This is a genomic window from Pseudomonas sp. P8_229 (genome assembly GCF_034008635.1).
Taxonomy (GTDB): domain Bacteria; phylum Pseudomonadota; class Gammaproteobacteria; order Pseudomonadales; family Pseudomonadaceae; genus Aquipseudomonas.
Genome location: NZ_CP125378.1, coordinates 3,906,245 through 3,925,050, shown reverse-complemented (window position 1 = coordinate 3,925,050; position 18,806 = coordinate 3,906,245). Strand labels below are relative to the sequence as shown.

Genomic DNA, 18,806 nt, shown 5'->3' with positions numbered 1-18,806 from the left:
GCCGTGATGACACATTTTTGAACGAACAAGGCGAGCGACGTGTTGAAGAAAACCCTGTTCCAGCTGCACTGGTTTTTTGGCATCACTGCCGGGCTGGTGCTGGCCCTGATGGGCATTACCGGTGCCGCCTATTCGTTTCAGGACGAAATTCTGCGGGCGCTGAACCCATCGGTGTTGCAGGTGGAAAAACAGGTCGCCGGCGTCCTGCCCCCAGTCGAGTTGGTGGAACACATCGAAGCGACCTCCGGCAAAAAGGTCGCGATGCTCTGGGTCGAGACCGACAGCGGCAACGCCGCGCGCGTCTACTTCACCCCGCCCAAAGGCGAGCGCCGTGGCGAGATGCGCTACTTCGATCCGTACACTGGCGAGTTCATGGGCGATGCCGTGGGCCAGGATTTCTTCGGCCTGATGTTGCAACTGCACCGTTTCCTCGCCATGGGCGATACCGGGCGCAACATCACCGGCGCGTGCACCCTGATCCTGTTGTTCTTCTGCCTCTCCGGGCTGTACCTGCGCTGGCCACGACAGTGGAACAGCTGGCGCGTGTGGCTGACCCTCGACTGGAAGAAAAAGGGCCGCAGCTTCAATTGGGATTTGCACTCGGTGGCCGGCACCTGGTGCCTGTTGGTGTATCTGCTGCTGGCGTTGACCGGGTTGTCCTGGTCGTACGAGTGGTACAACAAGGGCCTGACCAGACTGTTTTCCGACGCGCCGCAAAACGAGCGCGTGCGCGGTAGTCGCGGCCCGGCGCCGGAAGGTCCGGCACCGACCGCCGACTACGCGGCGATGTGGAGCAGCATCTACAGCGCGGCCGGTCCCGGCCTGTCGGCCTACAACATCCGCATGCCGCCAGTGGCCGGGCAACCAGCGACGGTGTTCTACCTGCTCGACAGCTCGCCGCATGATCGCGCGTTGAACCAGATCACCCTCGACCCGGCCACCGGGGTGGTCAAACGCGTCGACCGCTACGCCGACAAGAGCTTCAAGGCGCAACTGCTGACCAGCATTTACGCGCTGCACGTCGGCAGCTATTTCGGCCTCGTCGGACGAATCATCATCACCCTGGCCGCTGTGTGCATGCCGCTGTTTTTCATCACCGGGTGGTTGCTGTACCTCGACCGTCGGCGCAAGAAAAAACAGGTTCAGGACGCACGCAAAGGCCTCGAACAACCGGCCGGCAATGCACCCGGATGGCTGATCGGTTTCGCCAGCCAAAGTGGTTTCGCCGAACAACTGGCGTGGCAGACCGCCGGGCAATTGCAGGCCGCCGGATTGCCGGTGAAGGTCCAGCCGCTGGCAGATGTCAGCACGCAGGATCTGCGCGAATCGAACAACGCGCTGTTCGTGGTCAGCACCTTCGGCGACGGTGAAGCACCGGACAGCGCTCGCGGCTTCGAACGTAAAGTGCTGCGCAACGCCGCCAGCCTCGAGGGCCTGAACTACGCCGTACTGGGTCTGGGCGACCGCCAGTATTCGCATTTCTGCGGCTTCGCCCGACGCCTGCATCAGTGGTTGAGCGAGCACGGCGGCAAGACCCTGTTCGCCCCGGTCGAAGTCGACAGCGGCGACCCGTATGCCCTGCGTCACTGGCAAACCCAGCTCGGGCTGCTCACCGGACAAACGCCGGTCGACACCTGGCAAGCGCCGAGCTACGAAAACTGGACGCTGGTGCGCCGCGAACTGCTGAACCCCGACAGCAGCGGTGCACCGGTTTATCTGCTGGGCCTGAGCGCACCGAACAGCAGCTGGCTGGCTGGCGACCTGGTGGAAGTACTGCCACGCAATTGCGCGTGGGCGGTCGAACACTTCCTCGACGGCCTCGGCATTCGCGGCGAAACCCGGGTGAAGGTCAATGGTCTCGAAGAGCCGCTGGAAGTCGCCCTCGCCTCGCGCCAACTGCCTGAACACCGCGCGCATCTGGTCGGCCTGCACGCGCAGGCGCTGGTCGATGCAATGGTGCCGCTGGCGATGCGCGAGTACTCGATTGCCTCGATCGCCGCTGACGGTGTGCTGGAGCTGATCGTGCGTCAGGAGCAACACAGCGATGGCAGCCTCGGCATCGGTTCCGGCTGGCTGACCGAGCATGCGCCGGTGGGCGGCAGCATCAGCCTGCGCGTGCGCCGCAACAGTGGCTTCCACCTGCCGAACCAACCAGTGCCGATGATTCTGCTGGGTAACGGCACCGGCCTTGCCGGGTTGCGCAGCCTGCTCAAGGCACGCATCGCCGACGGTCAGCAGCGCCACTGGCTGCTGTTCGGCGAGCGCAATCGTCAGCACGATTTCCTCTGCCGGGCGGAGCTGGAAGAGTGGTTGATCAATGGCGACCTGGCGCGACTGGACCTGGCGTTTTCAAGGGATCAGGCGCAGAAAATCTACGTGCAGGATCGCCTGCGCGAATCCGCTGACGAACTGAAAAAATGGTTGGCCGACGGTGCGGTGATCTATATCTGCGGCAGCCTGCAAGGCATGGCCTCCGGCGTGGACCAGGTGCTCAACGACATCCTCGGCGCCGCCGAAGTCGAACGCCTGATCGAACAGGGCCGCTACCGCCGGGATGTTTACTGAGATTACTCACCCTCCTGTGGGAGCGGGCTTGCTCGCGAACGCGGTGTGTCAGCGGAGTCGCTGTCGACTGACATGACGTCTTCGCGAGCAAGCCCGCTCCCACAAGGAAGTTGCAGTGCCGGTTAAATCACACCGGCTGCAACTTCTGCTCAAACACGCTCACCCCATTCAAATCCCGCAACACCACGCTCATCTCCCCGCTCTGCCCTTCGATATTCACCTCACCAAAAAACTGAAACCCGGCAAACGGCGAAGCATTCTGGGTGGGCGGTGCTTTCTGGAACACCACTTCCGGGCCAAAGGTCTTGTCCAGTGGATTGGGCCCGAAACTCCCGGCGTTCAACGGTCCCGCGACAAACTCCCAGAACGGCTCGAAATCCTGAAACGCCGCACGCTCCGGGTGGTAGTGATGCGCCGCGCAGTAATGCACGTCGGCGGTGAGGAACACGAAATTGCGCACTTGCTGCGCCCGCAGAAAACCGAGCAGCTCGGCGACTTCCAGTTCACGCCCCTGAGCCGGGCCGGGATCACCGTTGGCCACTGCTTCCCAGCGCGCAACGCCCGGGCTGACTTCACCGTCCGGCACACCGAGGCCGATCGGCATGTCAGCGGCGATCACCTTCCACTGCGCTTTGGAGTGCTTCAAGCCACGCTTGAGCCAGTCCAGTTGCTCACGCCCGAGGAACGGTTTTGCCGCGCCGAGATTGTCATCATTGGCACCGCGATAGCTGCGCATGTCGAGGACGAATACGTCGAGCATCGGCCCGTAACTGAGCTTGCGATAAATCCGCCCGCCACCGTCGGCCGCCTGCAGGCGCATGGGCGAATATTCCAGCCAGGCCTTGCGTGCACGGCCGACCAGGGTGTGGATATCTTTTTCCTGATAACGCTCGTCGAGCTGCTTGCCCGGCGACCAGTTGTTCACCACCTCGTGGTCGTCCCACTGCCAGATCTGCGGCACTTCGGCGTTGAAGCGGCGGATGTTTTCGTCCATCAGGTTGTAGCGGTAATTGCCGCGATAGTCATCCAGCGTCTGGGCGACTTTGCTCTTGGCTTCGGTGGTGAGGTTGCGCCACACGCGACCACCCTCGGTGGTCAACTGCGCCGGCACCGGGCCGTCGGCGTAGATGGTGTCGCCGCTGTGGATAAAGAAGTCCGGCAGGCGCAAGCGCATGGATTCGTAGATGCGCATGCCGCCGATGTCCGGGTTGATGCCGAAGCCCTGGCCGACGGTGTCACCGCTCCACACAAAGCGAATATTGCGCCGCGCGGTCGGTGCGCTGCGCAAGTGACCGAGCCACGGCTCGCTGGCGACGCCGGTTTGCGCGTCCTTGAAATACACCCGATAGAAAATCGCCTGATCGGCGGGCAGCCCGGTGAGCTCAACCCGGGCGGTGAAATCTGTGCGCGCATCGGCCAATGTCGAGACCACCCGACGCGGGTGGCGAAACTGGCTGCGCGTGTCCCACTCGACCACCATCCGCGCCGGACGGTCGCTGCGGCTCCAGATCATCGCGCGGTCGCCTTGCAGGTCACCGGACTGCACGCCATCCGTCAGTTGTGGCCGATCCTTGACCGAGGCAATCACCGCCGGCGCCAGCCCCGGCATCAACAGACCGGCACCGACCACCTGCATGACCCGCCGACGACCCGGATTGAAATCGCTCATGGTGTTCTCCCTGAAAAAGGAAAACTTAAGCACGGCTGTATGACCCTGCCATGACACCCTCCTCTTGTAGGAGTGAGCCTGCTCGCGATAGCGGTGTGTCAGTCAACATCGATGTCTCTGACAGATTGCTATCGCGAGCAGGCTCACTCCTACAGGGGGAAGGGTGTCAGGCTTTGGCAGGTTCCATCGCCAGCTCCACCGCTTCCGGGCGTTTGACCGTCGCGTAAACCACCGCCGTCAACAAACTCCCCGCGACAATCGCCAGCAGATACAACAGCGCATGATTGATCGCATTCGGGATCGCCAGCACAAACAGGCCACCGTGCGGCGCCATCAGTTTGCAGCCGAAGTACATCGACAGTGCACCGGTCAAAGCACCACCGGCAATGCTCGCCGGAATCACCCGCAACGGGTCTTTGGCGGCAAACGGAATCGCCCCTTCGGAGATGAAACACAGCCCCAGCACCAGCGCCGCTTTACCGGCTTCGCGCTCGGTCTGGGCGAACTTGCGCCGGGCGATGAAGGTGGCGATGCCCAACCCGATCGGCGGCACCATCCCGGCGGCCATGGTCGCGGCCATCGGTGCATAACTCTGCGAGGCCAGCAGCCCCACCGAGAACGCATACGCCGCCTTGTTGATCGGCCCGCCAAGGTCGACGCACATCATGCCGCCGAGCAACACGCCGAGCAGGATCGCGTTGGTGGTGCCCATGCTGTCGAGAAAATGTGTGAGCGCCGCGAGCATGCCGGCAACCGGTTTGCCGACCACGTAGATCATCACCAAACCGGTGATCAGGCTGGCGAACAACGGGATGATCAGAATCGGTTTCAGCGCTTCAAGACTCTGCGGCAAGGCGACGTAGCGACTGATGGCTTTGGCCACATACCCGGCGATAAACCCGGCAACGATACCGCCAATGAACCCTGCCCCCAGCGTACTGGCGAGCAAACCACCGATCATCCCCGGCGCCAGGCCCGGACGGTCGGCGATCGAATAGGCGATGTAGCCGGCAAGCAGCGGCACCATCAGCTTGAACGCGGTCTCGCCGCCGATCTGCATCAGCGCCGCCGCCAGCGTGCCCTCTTCCTTGAACGCGGTGATGCCGAACACGAACGACAACGCGATCATCAGACCGCCCGCCACCACCATCGGCAACATGAACGACACGCCGGTCAGCAGATGTTTGTAGACCCCGGTTTTCTCTTGCTTGGCCGGAGCCTTGCCGTCATTCGCGGCGCTCTCCACCTGACCTTCGGCGAGGGCTTTTTTCAGTGTGGCTTCGGACTGCTTCAAGGCAATCCCGGTGCCGCAACGGTAGATTTTCTTGCCGGCGAAACGCTCGGTGGCGACTTCGATATCCGCCGCCAGCAACACCACGTCAGCCTCGGCAATCGCTGTCGCGCTGAGCGGGGTTTTCGCGCCGACCGAACCTTGCGTTTCGACGTGCAGTTCATAGCCCAGACGCTTGGCCGTTTGCTGCAACGCTTCAGCGGCCATGAAGGTGTGGGCGACGCCGGTCGGGCACGCGGTGATCGCGACGATGCGCGGTGCACGTTGCGCAGCGGCTGCCGGGGCAGCGTCGGCGGCGACGTAAACTTCGGCCTCTTCAGCACCACGGCGCAGAACCGCTTCGACATCCTGCAGCGCTTGCGCCGGGGCTATGCGGAACACGCGCTTGCCGACGAAACGCTTCATGTCGAGATCGCCGGTGACCACCAGCAGCACCCACTCCGCCGCCGCGATGGTCGCGGCCGACAGTTCACGTTCCGGGTGCGCCGCATCCACCACTTCAACGCTGGTGCTCCAGCCCTGACGCTGGGCCGCCGCGTCGAGCAGGCGGGCGCACAGCACACTGGTGACCATACCGTTCGGGCAGGCCGTGACAATGGCTAACTTCATGACAAACCCTCTTATTGTTCTGTCAGGGGACGCACGCGTACGCCCTGTTCGAGCTGCGCCAGTTGCGCCGCATCGTTGATGCCGAAACCGATTTGCGTCACCGCCATCGCGGCAATCGCCGTGGCGCTGCGCAAGGTCTGCTCGGGCGTCTCGGCACTGAGCAAACCGTGGAGCATACCTGCCAGCAACGAGTCACCGGCACCCACCGTGCTGGCGACCGTGACCTTGGGCGGCGTGGCATGCAGCGCCGAACCAACGCTGAACCAGTTCACGCCGTCGGCACCATGGGAAATCACTACGTGCTCGATGCCCTTGGCATGCAGGCACGCCGCGGCCTGCGCTTCGGCGGCGTGCGAAACCACATCGCAATCGAGCGCATCGGCAAGCTCCTCGGTGTTCGGTTTGATCAGCCACGGGCGCGCTTCAATGGCCGCGCGCAAGGCTTCGCCGCTGCTGTCGAGGGCGACTTTCAGACCAAGTCCGTTCAGGCGTTCGATCAGCTCGCGCAACCACTGCGCCGTGACACCGCGCGGCAAACTGCCGGCGACCACCACCGCATCGTGCCCCGGTGCAATCTGCACCAGCCGCTCGAGCAATGCCTGCTGCGCCGCCGCGTCGACCACCGGGCCCGGGCCATTGATGTCGGTGATACGGCCGTCGTGCTCAGCGACCTTGATGTTGCTGCGCGTCTCCCCCGGCACGCGGATGAACGCGTCGACAAAGCCGCGCTTGGCGAACAAGGTTTCGAAGGCTTGCAGATTGTCTTCGCCGAGAAAGCCGCTGACCGTCAGTTGATGCCCGAGGTCCGCGAGCACCTGCGCGACGTTCACGCCCTTGCCGGCAGCATGGGTGTGCATCTCGTCGCTGCGGTTGACCTGACCGGCCTCCAGACGTGGCAGCTCGACCGTGAGGTCCAGCGCCGGGTTGAGGGTCAGGGTGAGAATCTTGGCCATTACAGGGCCTCCACTAATGCACGCACTTCGTTCGCGCTGCCCACGGTGAGGGCATGTTGAGCAAGGGTTTGCGCATGGGTCAGGCTGAGTTCGCGGATGCGTGCCTTGACCTCGGCGATGCTGCGCCCGGACACGCTCAGCTCATCGACGCCGAGGCCGACCAGTACCGGCACCGCCAGCGGGTCCGCCGCCAGTTCGCCGCACACGCCGACCCATTTGCCATGGGCATGCGCGGCGCGCACAGTGATGTCGATCAGTTGCAACACCGCCGGATGCAAGCCATCGGCCTGAGCCGAGAGCGTCGGGTGACCACGGTCGATGGCCAGGGTGTATTGCGTCAGGTCATTGGTGCCGACGCTGAAGAAGTCGACTTCCTTGGCCAGTACCGGCGCCAGCAATGCGGCGGAAGGCACTTCGATCATGATCCCCAGTTGCAGATCAGCGACCGGAATTTCCACACGCAGACGCTCGGTCATGTCGCGGGCCTGACGCCATTCTTCGACGCTGCCGACCATCGGGAACATGATGCGCAACGGCCGGTTGTCCGCCGAACGCAGCAACGCGCGCAGTTGCGCTTCCATGATCTGCGGACGCTGCAACGTGAGGCGAATGCCGCGCACGCCGAGGAACGGGTTTTCTTCCTTGGCGATCGGCCAATACGGCAGCGGTTTGTCGCCGCCGACGTCCAACGTACGCACCACCAGCGGTCGTCCGGCGAGACCGTCGAGGACGCGGCGGTATTCGGCTTCTTGAGTCGCTTCGTCCGGCGCCTGCGGGTGCGCCATGAAAATCAGTTCGGTGCGCAGCAGACCAATGCCTTCGGCGCCCTGCTCTACCGCAGCGGTGACACCGGCGCTTTCACCGATATTGGCGAAGACTTCCACGGCATGACCGTCAGTGGTGTGCGCCGGTTGATGACGTTGTTCGGCGGCAGCCTTGAGGCGCTGCTCACGGGTGTCGCGTTCTTCGGCGGCGCGCTGCAGGGTCGCGGCATCGGCGTCGACATGCAGGCGACCGCGCTGGCCGTCGAGCAGCAACGGCGTGCCCGACTTCAGCAGCAACACCGCAGCGCCGGCGCCCACCAGCGCCGGAATCCCGAGGGCACGGGCGACGATGGCACTGTGCGCGGTGGCGCCGCCGCGAGCGGTGAGAATACCGGCCACTCGGGCCGGATCGAGCCGCGCCACGTCCGAGGGACCAACCTCGTCCATCACCAGAATGTACGGTTGCTCCGGCTCGTTCGGGGTCTGCACGCCGCAGAGTTGCGCCAGCACCCGACGACCGATGTCACGCAGATCCGCCGCCCGCTCAGCGAGCAACGCGTCCAGCAAAGATTCCTGTTGTCTGGCCGCCGCTTCGATCACCGCCATCCACGCCGCTTCGGCGCTTTCGCCTTGCTTGAGGCGGGTGTCGACTTCATCGGTCAATTCCGGGTCGTCGAGCATTTCCTGATGGGTGATGAAGATCTCGCGGATCGCTTTGGCTTTACTGCGTTCGATCAAACCCTGAATGTCGCGGCGCACATCGCTCAGCGCTTGCTTGAGGCGCTCGCGTTCGATGGCGGCGGACTCGCCACGCAACGGGTAATCGATGGTTTGCTGCACCTGAATGTGCGCCGGCCCGATGGCAATGCCCGGCGCCGCAGGAATCGCCTGCAACTGCGCGCCGGACGCCGGGGCGACCAGCACTTCGGCGATATCGGCAATGACTTCGCGCTGCTGGCTCACCGCTGGCAATGGCTCGACTTCTTCACCGAGACCCTCTTCGATAGCGGCCAGCAGTGCCGGCAAGGCGTCGGCAGCGATACTCGGTTCAGCGATCAACTCCAGCACCTGACCGCGACGGGCGCCGAGGCTGAGCAGCTTGCTCAGGCTCTTCACCGACACGGCGCTGTCCTGGCTGTCGACGATGCGCACGCGGATTTCGCCGTCAAAACTCTTCGCCAGTTGCGCGAGGATCTTCGCCGGGCGCGCATGCAAACCGTGGGCGTTGGCCAAGGCGATGCGTGCGCTCGGCCAGTCGGCTGGCAGTTCGCCGCCGAGCACTTCGAGGACCTTGCGGCTGCTGGTGGCGCGGCCCAATTCATGGCCGCGACCTTCGATGAGCAACGCGCACAGACGTTCGAGCAGCGCCTGATGCGCCTCACCCAAACTGGCCAGACAGAACAGACCGCTGAGCGGCTGGCCGAGGTAACGCATCGGTTTGTCCGGGGTGACGAACGCCAGGCCCGGACGCTTGACGGTCTGCTCGCTGTGCAGCCACCACAGGCCATCGCCCAACGGCAGCGCTTCGACTTGCTGCAACACACCGGCAAAGCCGTTGCTCACACAATCGGCCTGCCGCAGCAGACGCGCGCCACGCCAGACCAATTCTTCAAAATCGTCAGCCGACACGCCGAGGCCGATCATCTGCGCATCCAGCGCCAGTTCCTGCGGCGCACCTTGCAGCAGTTTCAGCAGCGCTTGCGGCGAGCTCGCGCGACGCAACGCCTGACCAAGATCGGTTTCGCCGAGGGCACGGGTCAGCAGTTGCAGCAGGCGCAGGTGTTCGTCGGATTTGGCCGCGATGCCGATCGCCAGATAAACGATCTGCCCATCGCCCCAATCCACGCCCTCGGGAAACTGCATCAGGCGCACGCCGGTGGCGAATACCTGATCACGGGTTTCGGGCGTACCGTGGGGAATGGCAATACCTTGACCGAGAAAGGTCGAGCCCTGGGCTTCCCGGGCCTGCAAGCCGGCGAGGTAGCCATCGGCAACCAGACCATCGGCGACCAGGTGATTGGCGAGCAATTGCAGGGCGGCGGGTTTATCCACAGCCGATTGGCCCATGGATATCTGCTCTATAGTGAGCTCGAGCATGCGATCTCCTTTTTGGCGCCTGATGACGCCAGGTATTGTTTTGAATTGTTTGCAGCTTAGGCGCTGTAGGCCATCCTTTTCAGGGGCAGTTTTGGCGGTTTCACGGCAGAACCGGCCAAAGGCGTCTAAAACGTAGAAAATACGCTTGCTGAAACGTTTAATCTAGATTGATCGGCACGTTACTCGATAATGTCTCATCCTTGAAGTCCAACTTGTCGGATGCGCTGCGACAATAGTCGCCTGCCCTAATCGGGTAGGATTGGCGAAAATGTCGGGGCTAGCTCGAAAAAACAAGGAAATACCGGGTTGAAACTCAGTGATATCGCACGGTTGGCCGGAGTGTCCGTGACCACCGCCAGCTACGTCATCAACGGCAAGGCCGAACAGCAACGCATCAGCAACGCCACGGTCGAGCGGGTGCGTGCGGTCGTCGAACAACACGGCTTCACGCCCAACCCACAAGCAGCCGGGCTGCGCAGTCGGCACACGCGCACGCTGGGCTTTATTCTGCCGGATCTGGAAAACCCCAGTTACGCGCGGATCGCCAAGCTGCTGGAGCAAGGTGCGCGGGCACGTGGTTATCAGTTGCTGATCGCCAGCTCCGACGATGCGCCGGACAGCGAACGCCAACTGCTGCAACTGTTCCGCGCCCGCCGTTGCGATGCGCTGATCGTCGCCAGTTGCTTGCCGGCCGGCGACGACAGCTACCGTCAGTTGCAGGCCAAGGGCTTGCCGATCATCGCCATCGACCGAGTCATGGAACCCGAGCATTTCTGCTCGGTGATCAGTGACGACCGCGAAGCCAGCCTGCACCTGACCCAAAGCCTGCTCGACCCGCAGCCCAAACAGATCGTGTTGCTGGGCGCCCGCCCGGAGCTGAGCATCAGCCAGGAACGGGCCGCCGGTTTCAGAGAAGCGCTGGTCGACTTCAAAGGCGAAGTGCTGGTCGAACACACCGAATCCTTCAGCCGCGAGTGCGGCAAGCAGTTGATGGAAGAACTCCTGCAACGTCTGGGGCATTTTCCGGATGCGCTGGTGACCACTTCCTACGTGCTGCTGCAGGGCGTGTTCGATGCGCTGCATGATTTCCCGCTCAAATCCCGGCCGCTGCGTCTCGGCACCTTCGGTGACACGCAGTTGCTGGACTTCCTGCCGTTGCCGGTCAACGCCATGGCCCAGCAGCACCGGTTGATCGCCGACAAGGCGCTGGAACTGGCGCTGGCTGCGGTCGAACAGTCGGAGTACAAGGCCGGCGTGCAGGCCATTGCCCGTACCTTCAAGCAGCGTATTCACCGGAACTGAGCCGTGGAGCTGATCGACAGCCACACCCACCTCGATTTTCCCGACTTCGACGCCGACCGCGCGGCGCTGCTCGCCGAAAGCCGTGCCCTCGGGGTGCGGCGGATGGTGGTGCTGGGGGTCTATGAGGGCAACTGGCAACGGGTGTGGGATCTGGTGCAAAGCGATGCCGCGCTGTACGCGGCGTTCGGTCTGCACCCGGTGTATCTCGATCAGCATCGCCCGCAGGATCTGACCGCGCTGGGCGACTGGCTGACCCGCCTGCGCGGCCATCGGCAGTTGTGTGCAGTGGGCGAGATCGGCCTGGATTACTTCATCGAATCCCTCGACCGCGAACGCCAGCAGGCGCTGTTCGACGCGCAACTGCAACTGGCGGCGGATTTCGAACTGCCGGCGCTGATCCACGTACGCCGCAGCCACGCGGCGGTGATTGCCACGCTCAAGCGCTTCAAACTCAAACGTGCCGGCATCATCCACGCCTTCGCCGGCAGCCGTGAAGAGGCACGCGAATACATCAGACTCGGATTCAAACTGGGGCTGGGCGGCGCACCGACCTGGCCACAGGCGTTGCGCATGCATCGGGTACTGGCGGATCTGCCGCTGGAGTCGATCGTGCTGGAAACCGACTCGCCGGACATGGCCCCCGCGATGTTCCCCGGCCAGCGCAACAGCCCCGCTCACTTGCCGGCAATCTGTGCGGCACTGGCTGAGTTGATGAATATCAGTGCAGAACAACTGGCGGCGGCCAGTACTGCCAACTGCGCCGAAGTGTTCGGCTGGTAATCAGTCGGCGTGGGCCTTGGCCGCGTCGAGGATCAAAGTCATGTGCTGGCGATGGTGAACAAAGCGCAGCAACGCGAAGTACACGAAAAGCACGATCAGCGAAGCGTTCAGTTGTTCACTCACGCTGAGCAACCCGATCCACTCCATGACCAGCGCCACCAGCAACGCAGTGCACACCGTTAACGACGCACTGAAGCGCAACAGTCCCAGCGAATCGAGGGATCTGAAGCGTTTGATCTGTTTCGGGCAGCGCAACTCCAGGCTTTTCTGGCAGTGCGCACAGGTGAACTGCTCGTTGATCGCAATGGCGTTGAGCTGCCATGGTTTGAGCTGCTGCGTAGTCTGGCAATGTGCACAACGGCCCTGGATTCCCAAGGTTGCAACGGACATGAGCGGCCTCCTCGACGCAATCAACGGAACAGGAATACTGGCTCATTAATGACGAAAAGCCAGTCGCCGAAAGAAAACAGGAATTGGCTTACAAGCGTAAGTATCAAAGCATTACAAAATGTTCGGACATCTGCCCTGCTGCCCCTGTTTGAATGAGCCTGTGGTGAGGGGATTCATCCCCGATGGACTGCGCAGCAGTCCCTGATCACTTACAGACATGGGGGACGCTTCGCGTCCCATCGGGGATGAATCCCCTCACCACAGGTTATCTGCCTAAGGGTGGCGCGCAGGCCTCAGACGCGAAATGCGCTGATCAACTGCTTGAGCTCCACCACCTGCGCCGACAGTGCCCGGCTGGCATCTTCCGTCTGATGCGCACCTTGGGCCGTGCGCTCGCCGGCGCGGTTGATCTCGACGATGTTCTGGTCGATGTCGTGCGCCACGGCGGTCTGTTGTTCCACGGCAGCGGCGATCTGCTGGTTCTGATCGACGATCATGCCCACCGCACCCAGGATATTTTCCAGCGCCTGCTGGACCTTTTCCGACTGCCCGACCGTGCCGCTGGCCATCTGATGGCTGACGCCCATGGCTTTCACCGCCGCGCCGACTCCACCGTGCAGCTTGGCAATCATCTGTTCGATTTCTTCGGTCGATTGCTGGGTGCGCTTGGCCAAGGTACGCACCTCGTCCGCCACCACGGCAAACCCACGACCCTGTTCACCGGCACGGGCCGCTTCGATGGCAGCGTTGAGCGCCAACAGGTTGGTTTGCTCGGCGATACTCTTGATCACCTCCAATACGCGGCTGATCGACTGGCTGTCACTGGCCAACTGGTTGATCACCCGCACGGACTGATCGATCTCGCTGGCCAGCGCGGCAATGCTGCCCTGCTGCGACTCGACCAATCCACGACCGCTGATGGTTTCATCGTTGACGCTGTGGGCACTGCTCACCGCTGCCGCCGCGCTGCGGGCCACTTCCAGCGAGGTCGCCGACATCTGGTTCATCGCGGTCGCCACTTGCTCGATCTGCGTGCGCTGCCCCGCCACCGCCTGGTTGCTCTGCGCGGACACATTTTCCACCTGCCCGGCCTGGCGCTCGACTTCGCTCACGGTATGGCCGACCCGCTCGATCAGGTCGTGGATCTTCCTCACGGTGCCATTGAACACTTCGCCCAACTCACCCAGTTCATCACGGCTGTGGGCGACGAAATTGACCGTCATGTCACCGGCCGCGACCTTGTCCATCATCGCCCCCAAGCGCTTGAGCGTGGTGCGGGTCGACGCGTAGAAACCACCGTAGAGATAGAAAATCAGCACAAACACCACCGACAACGCCACGGCCTGCAGGACCATGTGCGTGCGGTTCTGCGCCAGGCGTTGCTGCAATTGGGTATCGAGGAATTTCAGGGTCACGTCGTTGAGCTGGTAGGTCTTGTCCATCAGCCCGGTGACCTGGTCGTAGAACGCTTGCCACGGGGTATCGAGGGTTTCGGCCACCACGACTTTCTCTTCAAACAGTTCGCTGGCCTGTTTGAGAGAGGTTTTGCTGTTGTCGGCCTGGGTACTGAGGTCTGCGCGCGCGGCTTTGCTGGAGTCGAGAGCGTCCGCCAGTTTCAGGGCGTATTCGGCCTGGAGTTTTTCGATCTGCGCCAGCAACTCGTCAAACCGGGTGCTCGACGAACTGTTGAGAAAGCCCTGGCCCAATGAGTACGAGCCGATGGCCCGGCCCTCACCGAGGGTCTGGGTCACGGCCGGTGTAATGTTGGTCACAAGTTCGCTGAGCTGACGGATGTCACCCTGATTGTCGCGGCTCAGACCGGCCTGACTGGCGATGATCTGGCTGAAGATCTGCGCATTGCCGAGCAGTTTGCCGATCATCCCGCTTTTGCTTTGCAGGGAGTTTTCCGCCTGCTGAGCCTTGAACGCGCTGATCATTTCATCGCGTTTGCCGTCAAAAACCTTGATCTGCTCAGGATCATCGGTCATCGCCTGCAGGCTTTGCAGACGCGAAAGGACCGTTTGCTCCAGGCTGCTGATCTGCGCTTCGAGATTGCCGGCCTTGCCGGACTGACCGAGGATGACATCTACTTGTACCAGGTTATTGAGAGTCTCCAGATCCCGGCGCAGGGTCAGGCTACTGCCCAACAGGTCGAGGCTCTGCAACTCCACCCGGGTGCCCTGGAATTCACGATAGGAATCGCGCACCAGATAAAAATTGGTCACCAGCATCGGCACCAGGAACAGCACGCTGATCAGGCTGAACTTCATGCCGAAGCTCAGACGGTTCATCAGCGAGACGGCGGGATAGAGCAAGCTCTTCACTGGAAGTCTCCCTTGGCTTTTCTTGTTTTTATTGGCAGGCGCGGGGCGACAGCAGATAGCCACTATCGGGCGCTGTCTCTGTATAGCTTAAATCGAGGGGAGGTTTTGTAACTTAAGGTTAACGACTACCTGAGTTGACAACTGACCTTGTGGTGAGGGGATGAATCCCCTCACCACCTGAATTTCACCAAGGGATCAGTGAACCAGCACGGTCCACAAGGCAAACCCGGCATACCACAGCACCGCCGCGCGCAGCAGCAGTTCCCACAGGCAATCGAGGGTGTTGATGCCTTCAGGCCCGACCACCGGCGGCGGGATCTCGCCGGCTGCCAGCCCGACCTTGTTGATCAGTTGCGCAGCGCTGATGTTCCAGTTCAGCAGCTCATGCAACATGACCCGGCTGACTGCAACGAAGTTGCCGACCAGAGCCAGACTGGCAGCAAGCAAGCGCACCGGCACCCAGTCCAAGGCATGGCGCAACTGCCCCGCTCTTTCCACCAGCGCCGGATTCTGGCCGTGCTCTTGTGCCAGCGCCAGCAAGCGATAAGCCAGCGCCACCACCGGACCGAGCACGAAGTACCAGAAAATCACCGCGAAGAAGCTCTGATAGGCCTCCCACAACAGATGACCCTGGACCCGATCCAGCAACTGCTCGCCGCTGTCGGCGCAGATGTCCAGATCACGTTTGGCCACATGCGCGGCGGCTTGCAGGTCTTCGCGGCGCCAGGCATCACGAAACGGCCCGAGGCCGCCGAGCAGATCTCCGCGGCCCAAGGCGTAAATCACCACCAGCACATGCACCGGCAAGGCCAGCAAGCCGTACGCCACAGGTTCCAGCACCAGCAGCAACAAGCCGAGCAGCGCCACCGGCAGCAGCACCAGAATCGTCAGCACCAGCCATGGCCGCTGGCCCAGGCGCGCGCTGGTTTCGAGTTTGTTCAGTTCGCGGATCCATCCGCCATCGCGTTGAACCCGATGGCGCAGGGCCGAGAATTTCTCGATCCAGACCGCCAGCAGTAACACCAGAAAACTCATTGTCCTTCCTCTTGTGCCAGGGCTGCGCGGTAACGCGCCCAGTCGAATGCCGGGCCAGGATCGGTCTTGCGCCCGGGTGCGATGTCGCTGTGCCCGCAGATGCGGGCGCCGGTGATAGCCGGAAATGCCGTTTGCAGCTGACGGGTCAGCGTGATCAATGCCTGGTACTGCGCATCGGTGAATGGCAGATCATCGGTGCCTTCGAGTTCGATGCCCACGGAAAAATCGTTACAGGTTTCGCGGCCCTCGAACATCGAGACGCCAGCGTGCCACGCCCGTTCAAGACAGGAGACAAACTGGGTGACGCTGCCGTCACGTTCGATCAGAAAATGCGCCGAGACACGCAGGTCGGCGATCCCTGCAAAATAGGGATGCTCGGTGACATCCAGTCGGTTCTGGAAAAATTCCTGCACCTTGCCGGTGGCGAACTGCGCCGGTGGCAGGCTGATGTTGTGGATCACCAACAGGGAGATTTCGCCCGCAGGGCGTTCATTGAAGTTGGGCGATGGGCAGACCTGCACCCCGTGACACCACCCGCTAGCGGGATCCAACTGCATACCGATTCCTTCAACGCCGACTGTGTTGACGCCCAGTATGCCGTGATCGACCCCCGGCGCGCGATCACTTGCCGCGATTGAGTCGCCGCAGATTGCCGAGCACCGACTCCAGAGCCCGGTCGAACAACAAGGTGTCGTCCAGCACACGTACCGCGCCACGCCGGAACTCGAGGGCCAGGCCGACGCGGCTGCGCTCCAGCACTTTCATCCCGGTGCGATCGACAAACACGTACTTGCCGGTGGTTTCAATAATGGCCGCCAGCTTGCAGCGCAGAGTGTGCTCGTCGTCCTCCTGGAAAGCGACCCAACTGCCCAGGCGCAATTGCTCCACTTGACGCAGCCCAGCGTCATCATGGGCAAGGCCTGTCGGATTCAGGCTGCCCGCCCCCTCGTCGGCGCTGCGCAGGATAATGTGCTGCGACACCTCGACCAACGTCGCTGCGTCGGTCGGGGCCTGCTCGGCAGCGGGTTCAAGTACCCGCACATGCAGCGCTTCGAGCTCGCTGAAAAATTCGCTGGTGGCAAACGGATCGAACGCCGAACTGCTCAGGCCGTCACGCAGTGACTTGAGCAACCCCGGCACCAGCGCCAGCAAACGCGGGCCCGCGTCCGCCTCGTCATGCCGTTGAACGCTCCAGATCAATTGCTCCATGGTCTGCACATCTGCCTGCCATTCAGCGGACTGATCGCCATGCTTGAGGCACGTCAGCAGCAACACCTTGCTCCAGGCATCGCGTACAAACGTCACCACCGACGGCGGCAGGACTTTACCCAGCAGCACCTGATTCAACGCCTGCTCGACGCGCCGGCGCGCCAGTTCGGTTCTCGCCCGTCCCTCTTCGGCATCGCGCAAACGCTGCTCAAGCAATTCGCTACGTCGACGCTCATCGCTGGTGAAGGCCAGGAAGTCGGCGAGCAGTTCGGAAAAGATCGCCGGATCATCGCCAAAGTCGCTCAGCAAGCGCTGCACCACTTGTTCGATGCGCAGATACAGGCTGTCGCGCGCCTCACCGTTGCAATCGCCCCAGCCCATGGCTGCATCGGCGATTTCATTGAGCAGGCGCCGCGCCGGGTGGCTGCTGCGGCTGAAGAAGCTCTTGTCGAGCACTGCCACCTTGAGCATCGGAATCTGCAGACGGGCGATCAGCGCCTTGAGCGAATCCGGCAGGTTGCGATCCTCAAGGATGCAATCGAAGACCATGGCGATCAGGTTGATCACGTCCTCGTCGGCACCGTCGACAATGCGCGACTTGCCACTCCTGACGCTGACCCGCGTCAGCAACTGTTCGAGCTGGTTACGCAGATCGAAGTCGTCCTGCGCCGCCAGTGCCGGTACATATTGCTGCAGGTGCGAGAGCAGGCGCAGCAGGTCGCGAGTGCTGATCGGTTGCGTCGCAACGCTCGGCTCCAGGGTCGGGGCGACGCTGCCACGCACATGCAGAAGCAGCTCCTGCAGCGCGGCGAAGACTTCCTGCACACCTTCGTCGGCGGGCGCAGGCTCATCGCTTTCTTCGCTGCTGATGCTGGCCGCAGCGCGCTCGACCGCCCGTCGTGCCGGTGCCGGCTTCAACTCGGGCAACACGCCGGTGGCGATCAGCAATTGATTGGCTTCGGCGTACAACGGCTCGGTGTCCGCGAGTACATAGCGCTCGAACAGTTTGAGCAGGATCAGCTTGACCTTGATCTCCACGCCCAGGTTACGTCCGGCCTGCAGAAAATACTCGCAGAGCATCGCCGGGCCGAGCGGGTTGTGCTGATCGTCGATGGGTTTGCCAAGCAGCGCGTTGAACCGCGCGGTCAGTTGGTCGAGGGCAAAGCCGTCACGTTTGAGCACACGGCCGACCATGGTCTCGACCGCCACGCTGCGCTCCATGTCATCGGTACGCGGCGCCGAATCCTCGAACATCAGCGAATCGGGCAGCGTCTGCTGTACAACGTCGTACTGGATGAGGGCAACGAAGGCTTCGAAGAACTGCTCGAGAAAGCCACGTTCAATGTTTTTGCGCTTGAGGCGCAGGTCGCGCATGGCTTCGAAAAAGATGTTCTGTTCGACGTCGTTGCGCGCCCGGTCGGCCATCTCGAACAGGGTGTCGTCGGCGTTATCGAATAACTCCTGCAAGCCATGGCGCAGTTGCTGGGCAGCCTTGTCGCGGACCTGAAGCAGAATCACAGGCAGGCGGGCGAGCGGCGAGTGATTCGCCTGATCGGTAGCGGCCTTGTACAAGGGCACTACATTCCCGTCTTTGTGCATCCAAGCCTCCTGAAACGGTGATCCCGCTCGTCGCAAACATCGAGTGCACCGACCACAACACACTTGCCGTGAACCAGCGCAAATCCCTGTAGGAGTGAGCCTGCTCGCGATAGCGGTGTGTCAGTCGCACCAATGTCGCTGCCAGAATTTCGCGAGCAGGCTCGCTCCTGCAGTGGTGAATAGGGGCGTCAGACGAACGTCAAAGCCATGACGTCAAAT

At 62.4% G+C, this 18,806-nt stretch carries 12 protein-coding genes; 3 read left to right on the top strand and 9 right to left on the bottom strand.

Annotated features, from left to right (window positions below; genetic code table 11):
• Positions 1-39 precede the first annotated feature (39 nt).
• Positions 40-2,565 (top strand): sulfite reductase flavoprotein subunit alpha, encoded by a 2,526-nt coding sequence (locus tag QMK55_RS17610; RefSeq protein ID WP_320329654.1) that lies wholly within the window; start codon positions 40-42, stop codon positions 2,563-2,565.
• Positions 2,566-2,692: 127 nt separating this feature from the next.
• Here QMK55_RS17610 and QMK55_RS17605 read toward each other — a convergent pair whose 3' ends face one another.
• The 4 genes from QMK55_RS17605 to ptsP form a co-directional block, all read right to left on the bottom strand.
• On the bottom strand, positions 2,693-4,234 hold the full coding sequence (locus tag QMK55_RS17605; RefSeq protein WP_320329653.1) for an alkaline phosphatase D family protein: 1,542 nt from the start codon (positions 4,232-4,234) through the stop codon (positions 2,693-2,695).
• Between the two features lie 166 nt (positions 4,235-4,400).
• Complete coding sequence (locus tag QMK55_RS17600; protein ID WP_102358299.1) at positions 4,401-6,134, bottom strand: PTS fructose-like transporter subunit IIB; 1,734 nt, start codon at positions 6,132-6,134, stop codon at positions 4,401-4,403.
• A gap of 11 nt (positions 6,135-6,145) precedes the next feature.
• Positions 6,146-7,087: a 1-phosphofructokinase gene (gene pfkB, locus QMK55_RS17595; protein ID WP_102358301.1), complete on the bottom strand. Its 942-nt coding sequence runs from the start codon at positions 7,085-7,087 to the stop codon at positions 6,146-6,148.
• Positions 7,087-9,948, bottom strand: coding sequence for a phosphoenolpyruvate--protein phosphotransferase (gene ptsP / locus QMK55_RS17590; RefSeq protein WP_320329652.1), 2,862 nt, complete (start codon positions 9,946-9,948; stop codon positions 7,087-7,089). The genes pfkB and ptsP overlap by 1 nt, the downstream gene beginning before the upstream one ends.
• 306 nt (positions 9,949-10,254) lie before the next feature.
• On the opposite strand from ptsP, the gene cra reads away from it, so the two are divergent.
• Both cra and QMK55_RS17580 read left to right on the top strand, forming a co-directional pair.
• Positions 10,255-11,250, top strand: coding sequence for a catabolite repressor/activator (gene cra, locus QMK55_RS17585; protein ID WP_320329651.1), 996 nt, complete (start codon positions 10,255-10,257; stop codon positions 11,248-11,250).
• A 3-nt stretch (positions 11,251-11,253) separates the two neighbouring features.
• Positions 11,254-12,030 (top strand): TatD family hydrolase, encoded by a 777-nt coding sequence (locus QMK55_RS17580; protein ID WP_320329650.1) that lies wholly within the window; start codon positions 11,254-11,256, stop codon positions 12,028-12,030.
• On the opposite strand, the gene QMK55_RS17575 is transcribed toward QMK55_RS17580, so the two are convergent.
• The 5 genes from QMK55_RS17575 to QMK55_RS17555 form a co-directional block, all read right to left on the bottom strand.
• On the bottom strand, positions 12,031-12,420 hold the full coding sequence (locus tag QMK55_RS17575; protein ID WP_102358307.1) for a hypothetical protein: 390 nt from the start codon (positions 12,418-12,420) through the stop codon (positions 12,031-12,033).
• A 293-nt stretch (positions 12,421-12,713) separates the two neighbouring features.
• Positions 12,714-13,418 carry a methyl-accepting chemotaxis protein gene (locus tag QMK55_RS28645; protein ID WP_413787284.1) on the bottom strand — a complete coding sequence of 235 codons (705 nt, stop codon included), beginning with the start codon at positions 13,416-13,418 and terminating at the stop codon, positions 12,714-12,716.
• Positions 13,419-14,939: 1,521 nt separating this feature from the next.
• Complete coding sequence (gene ampE / locus QMK55_RS17565; protein WP_102358309.1) at positions 14,940-15,779, bottom strand: regulatory signaling modulator protein AmpE; 840 nt, start codon at positions 15,777-15,779, stop codon at positions 14,940-14,942.
• A complete protein-coding gene (gene ampD, locus QMK55_RS17560; RefSeq protein ID WP_003221563.1) occupies positions 15,776-16,336 on the bottom strand; it encodes a 1,6-anhydro-N-acetylmuramyl-L-alanine amidase AmpD in 561 nt (186 codons plus the stop codon). Before ampD ends, ampE begins: the two co-directional genes overlap by 4 nt.
• Before the next feature lie 64 nt (positions 16,337-16,400).
• Positions 16,401-18,587 (bottom strand): DUF1631 domain-containing protein, encoded by a 2,187-nt coding sequence (locus QMK55_RS17555; protein WP_320329648.1) that lies wholly within the window; start codon positions 18,585-18,587, stop codon positions 16,401-16,403.
• Positions 18,588-18,806: the final 219 nt, after the last annotated feature.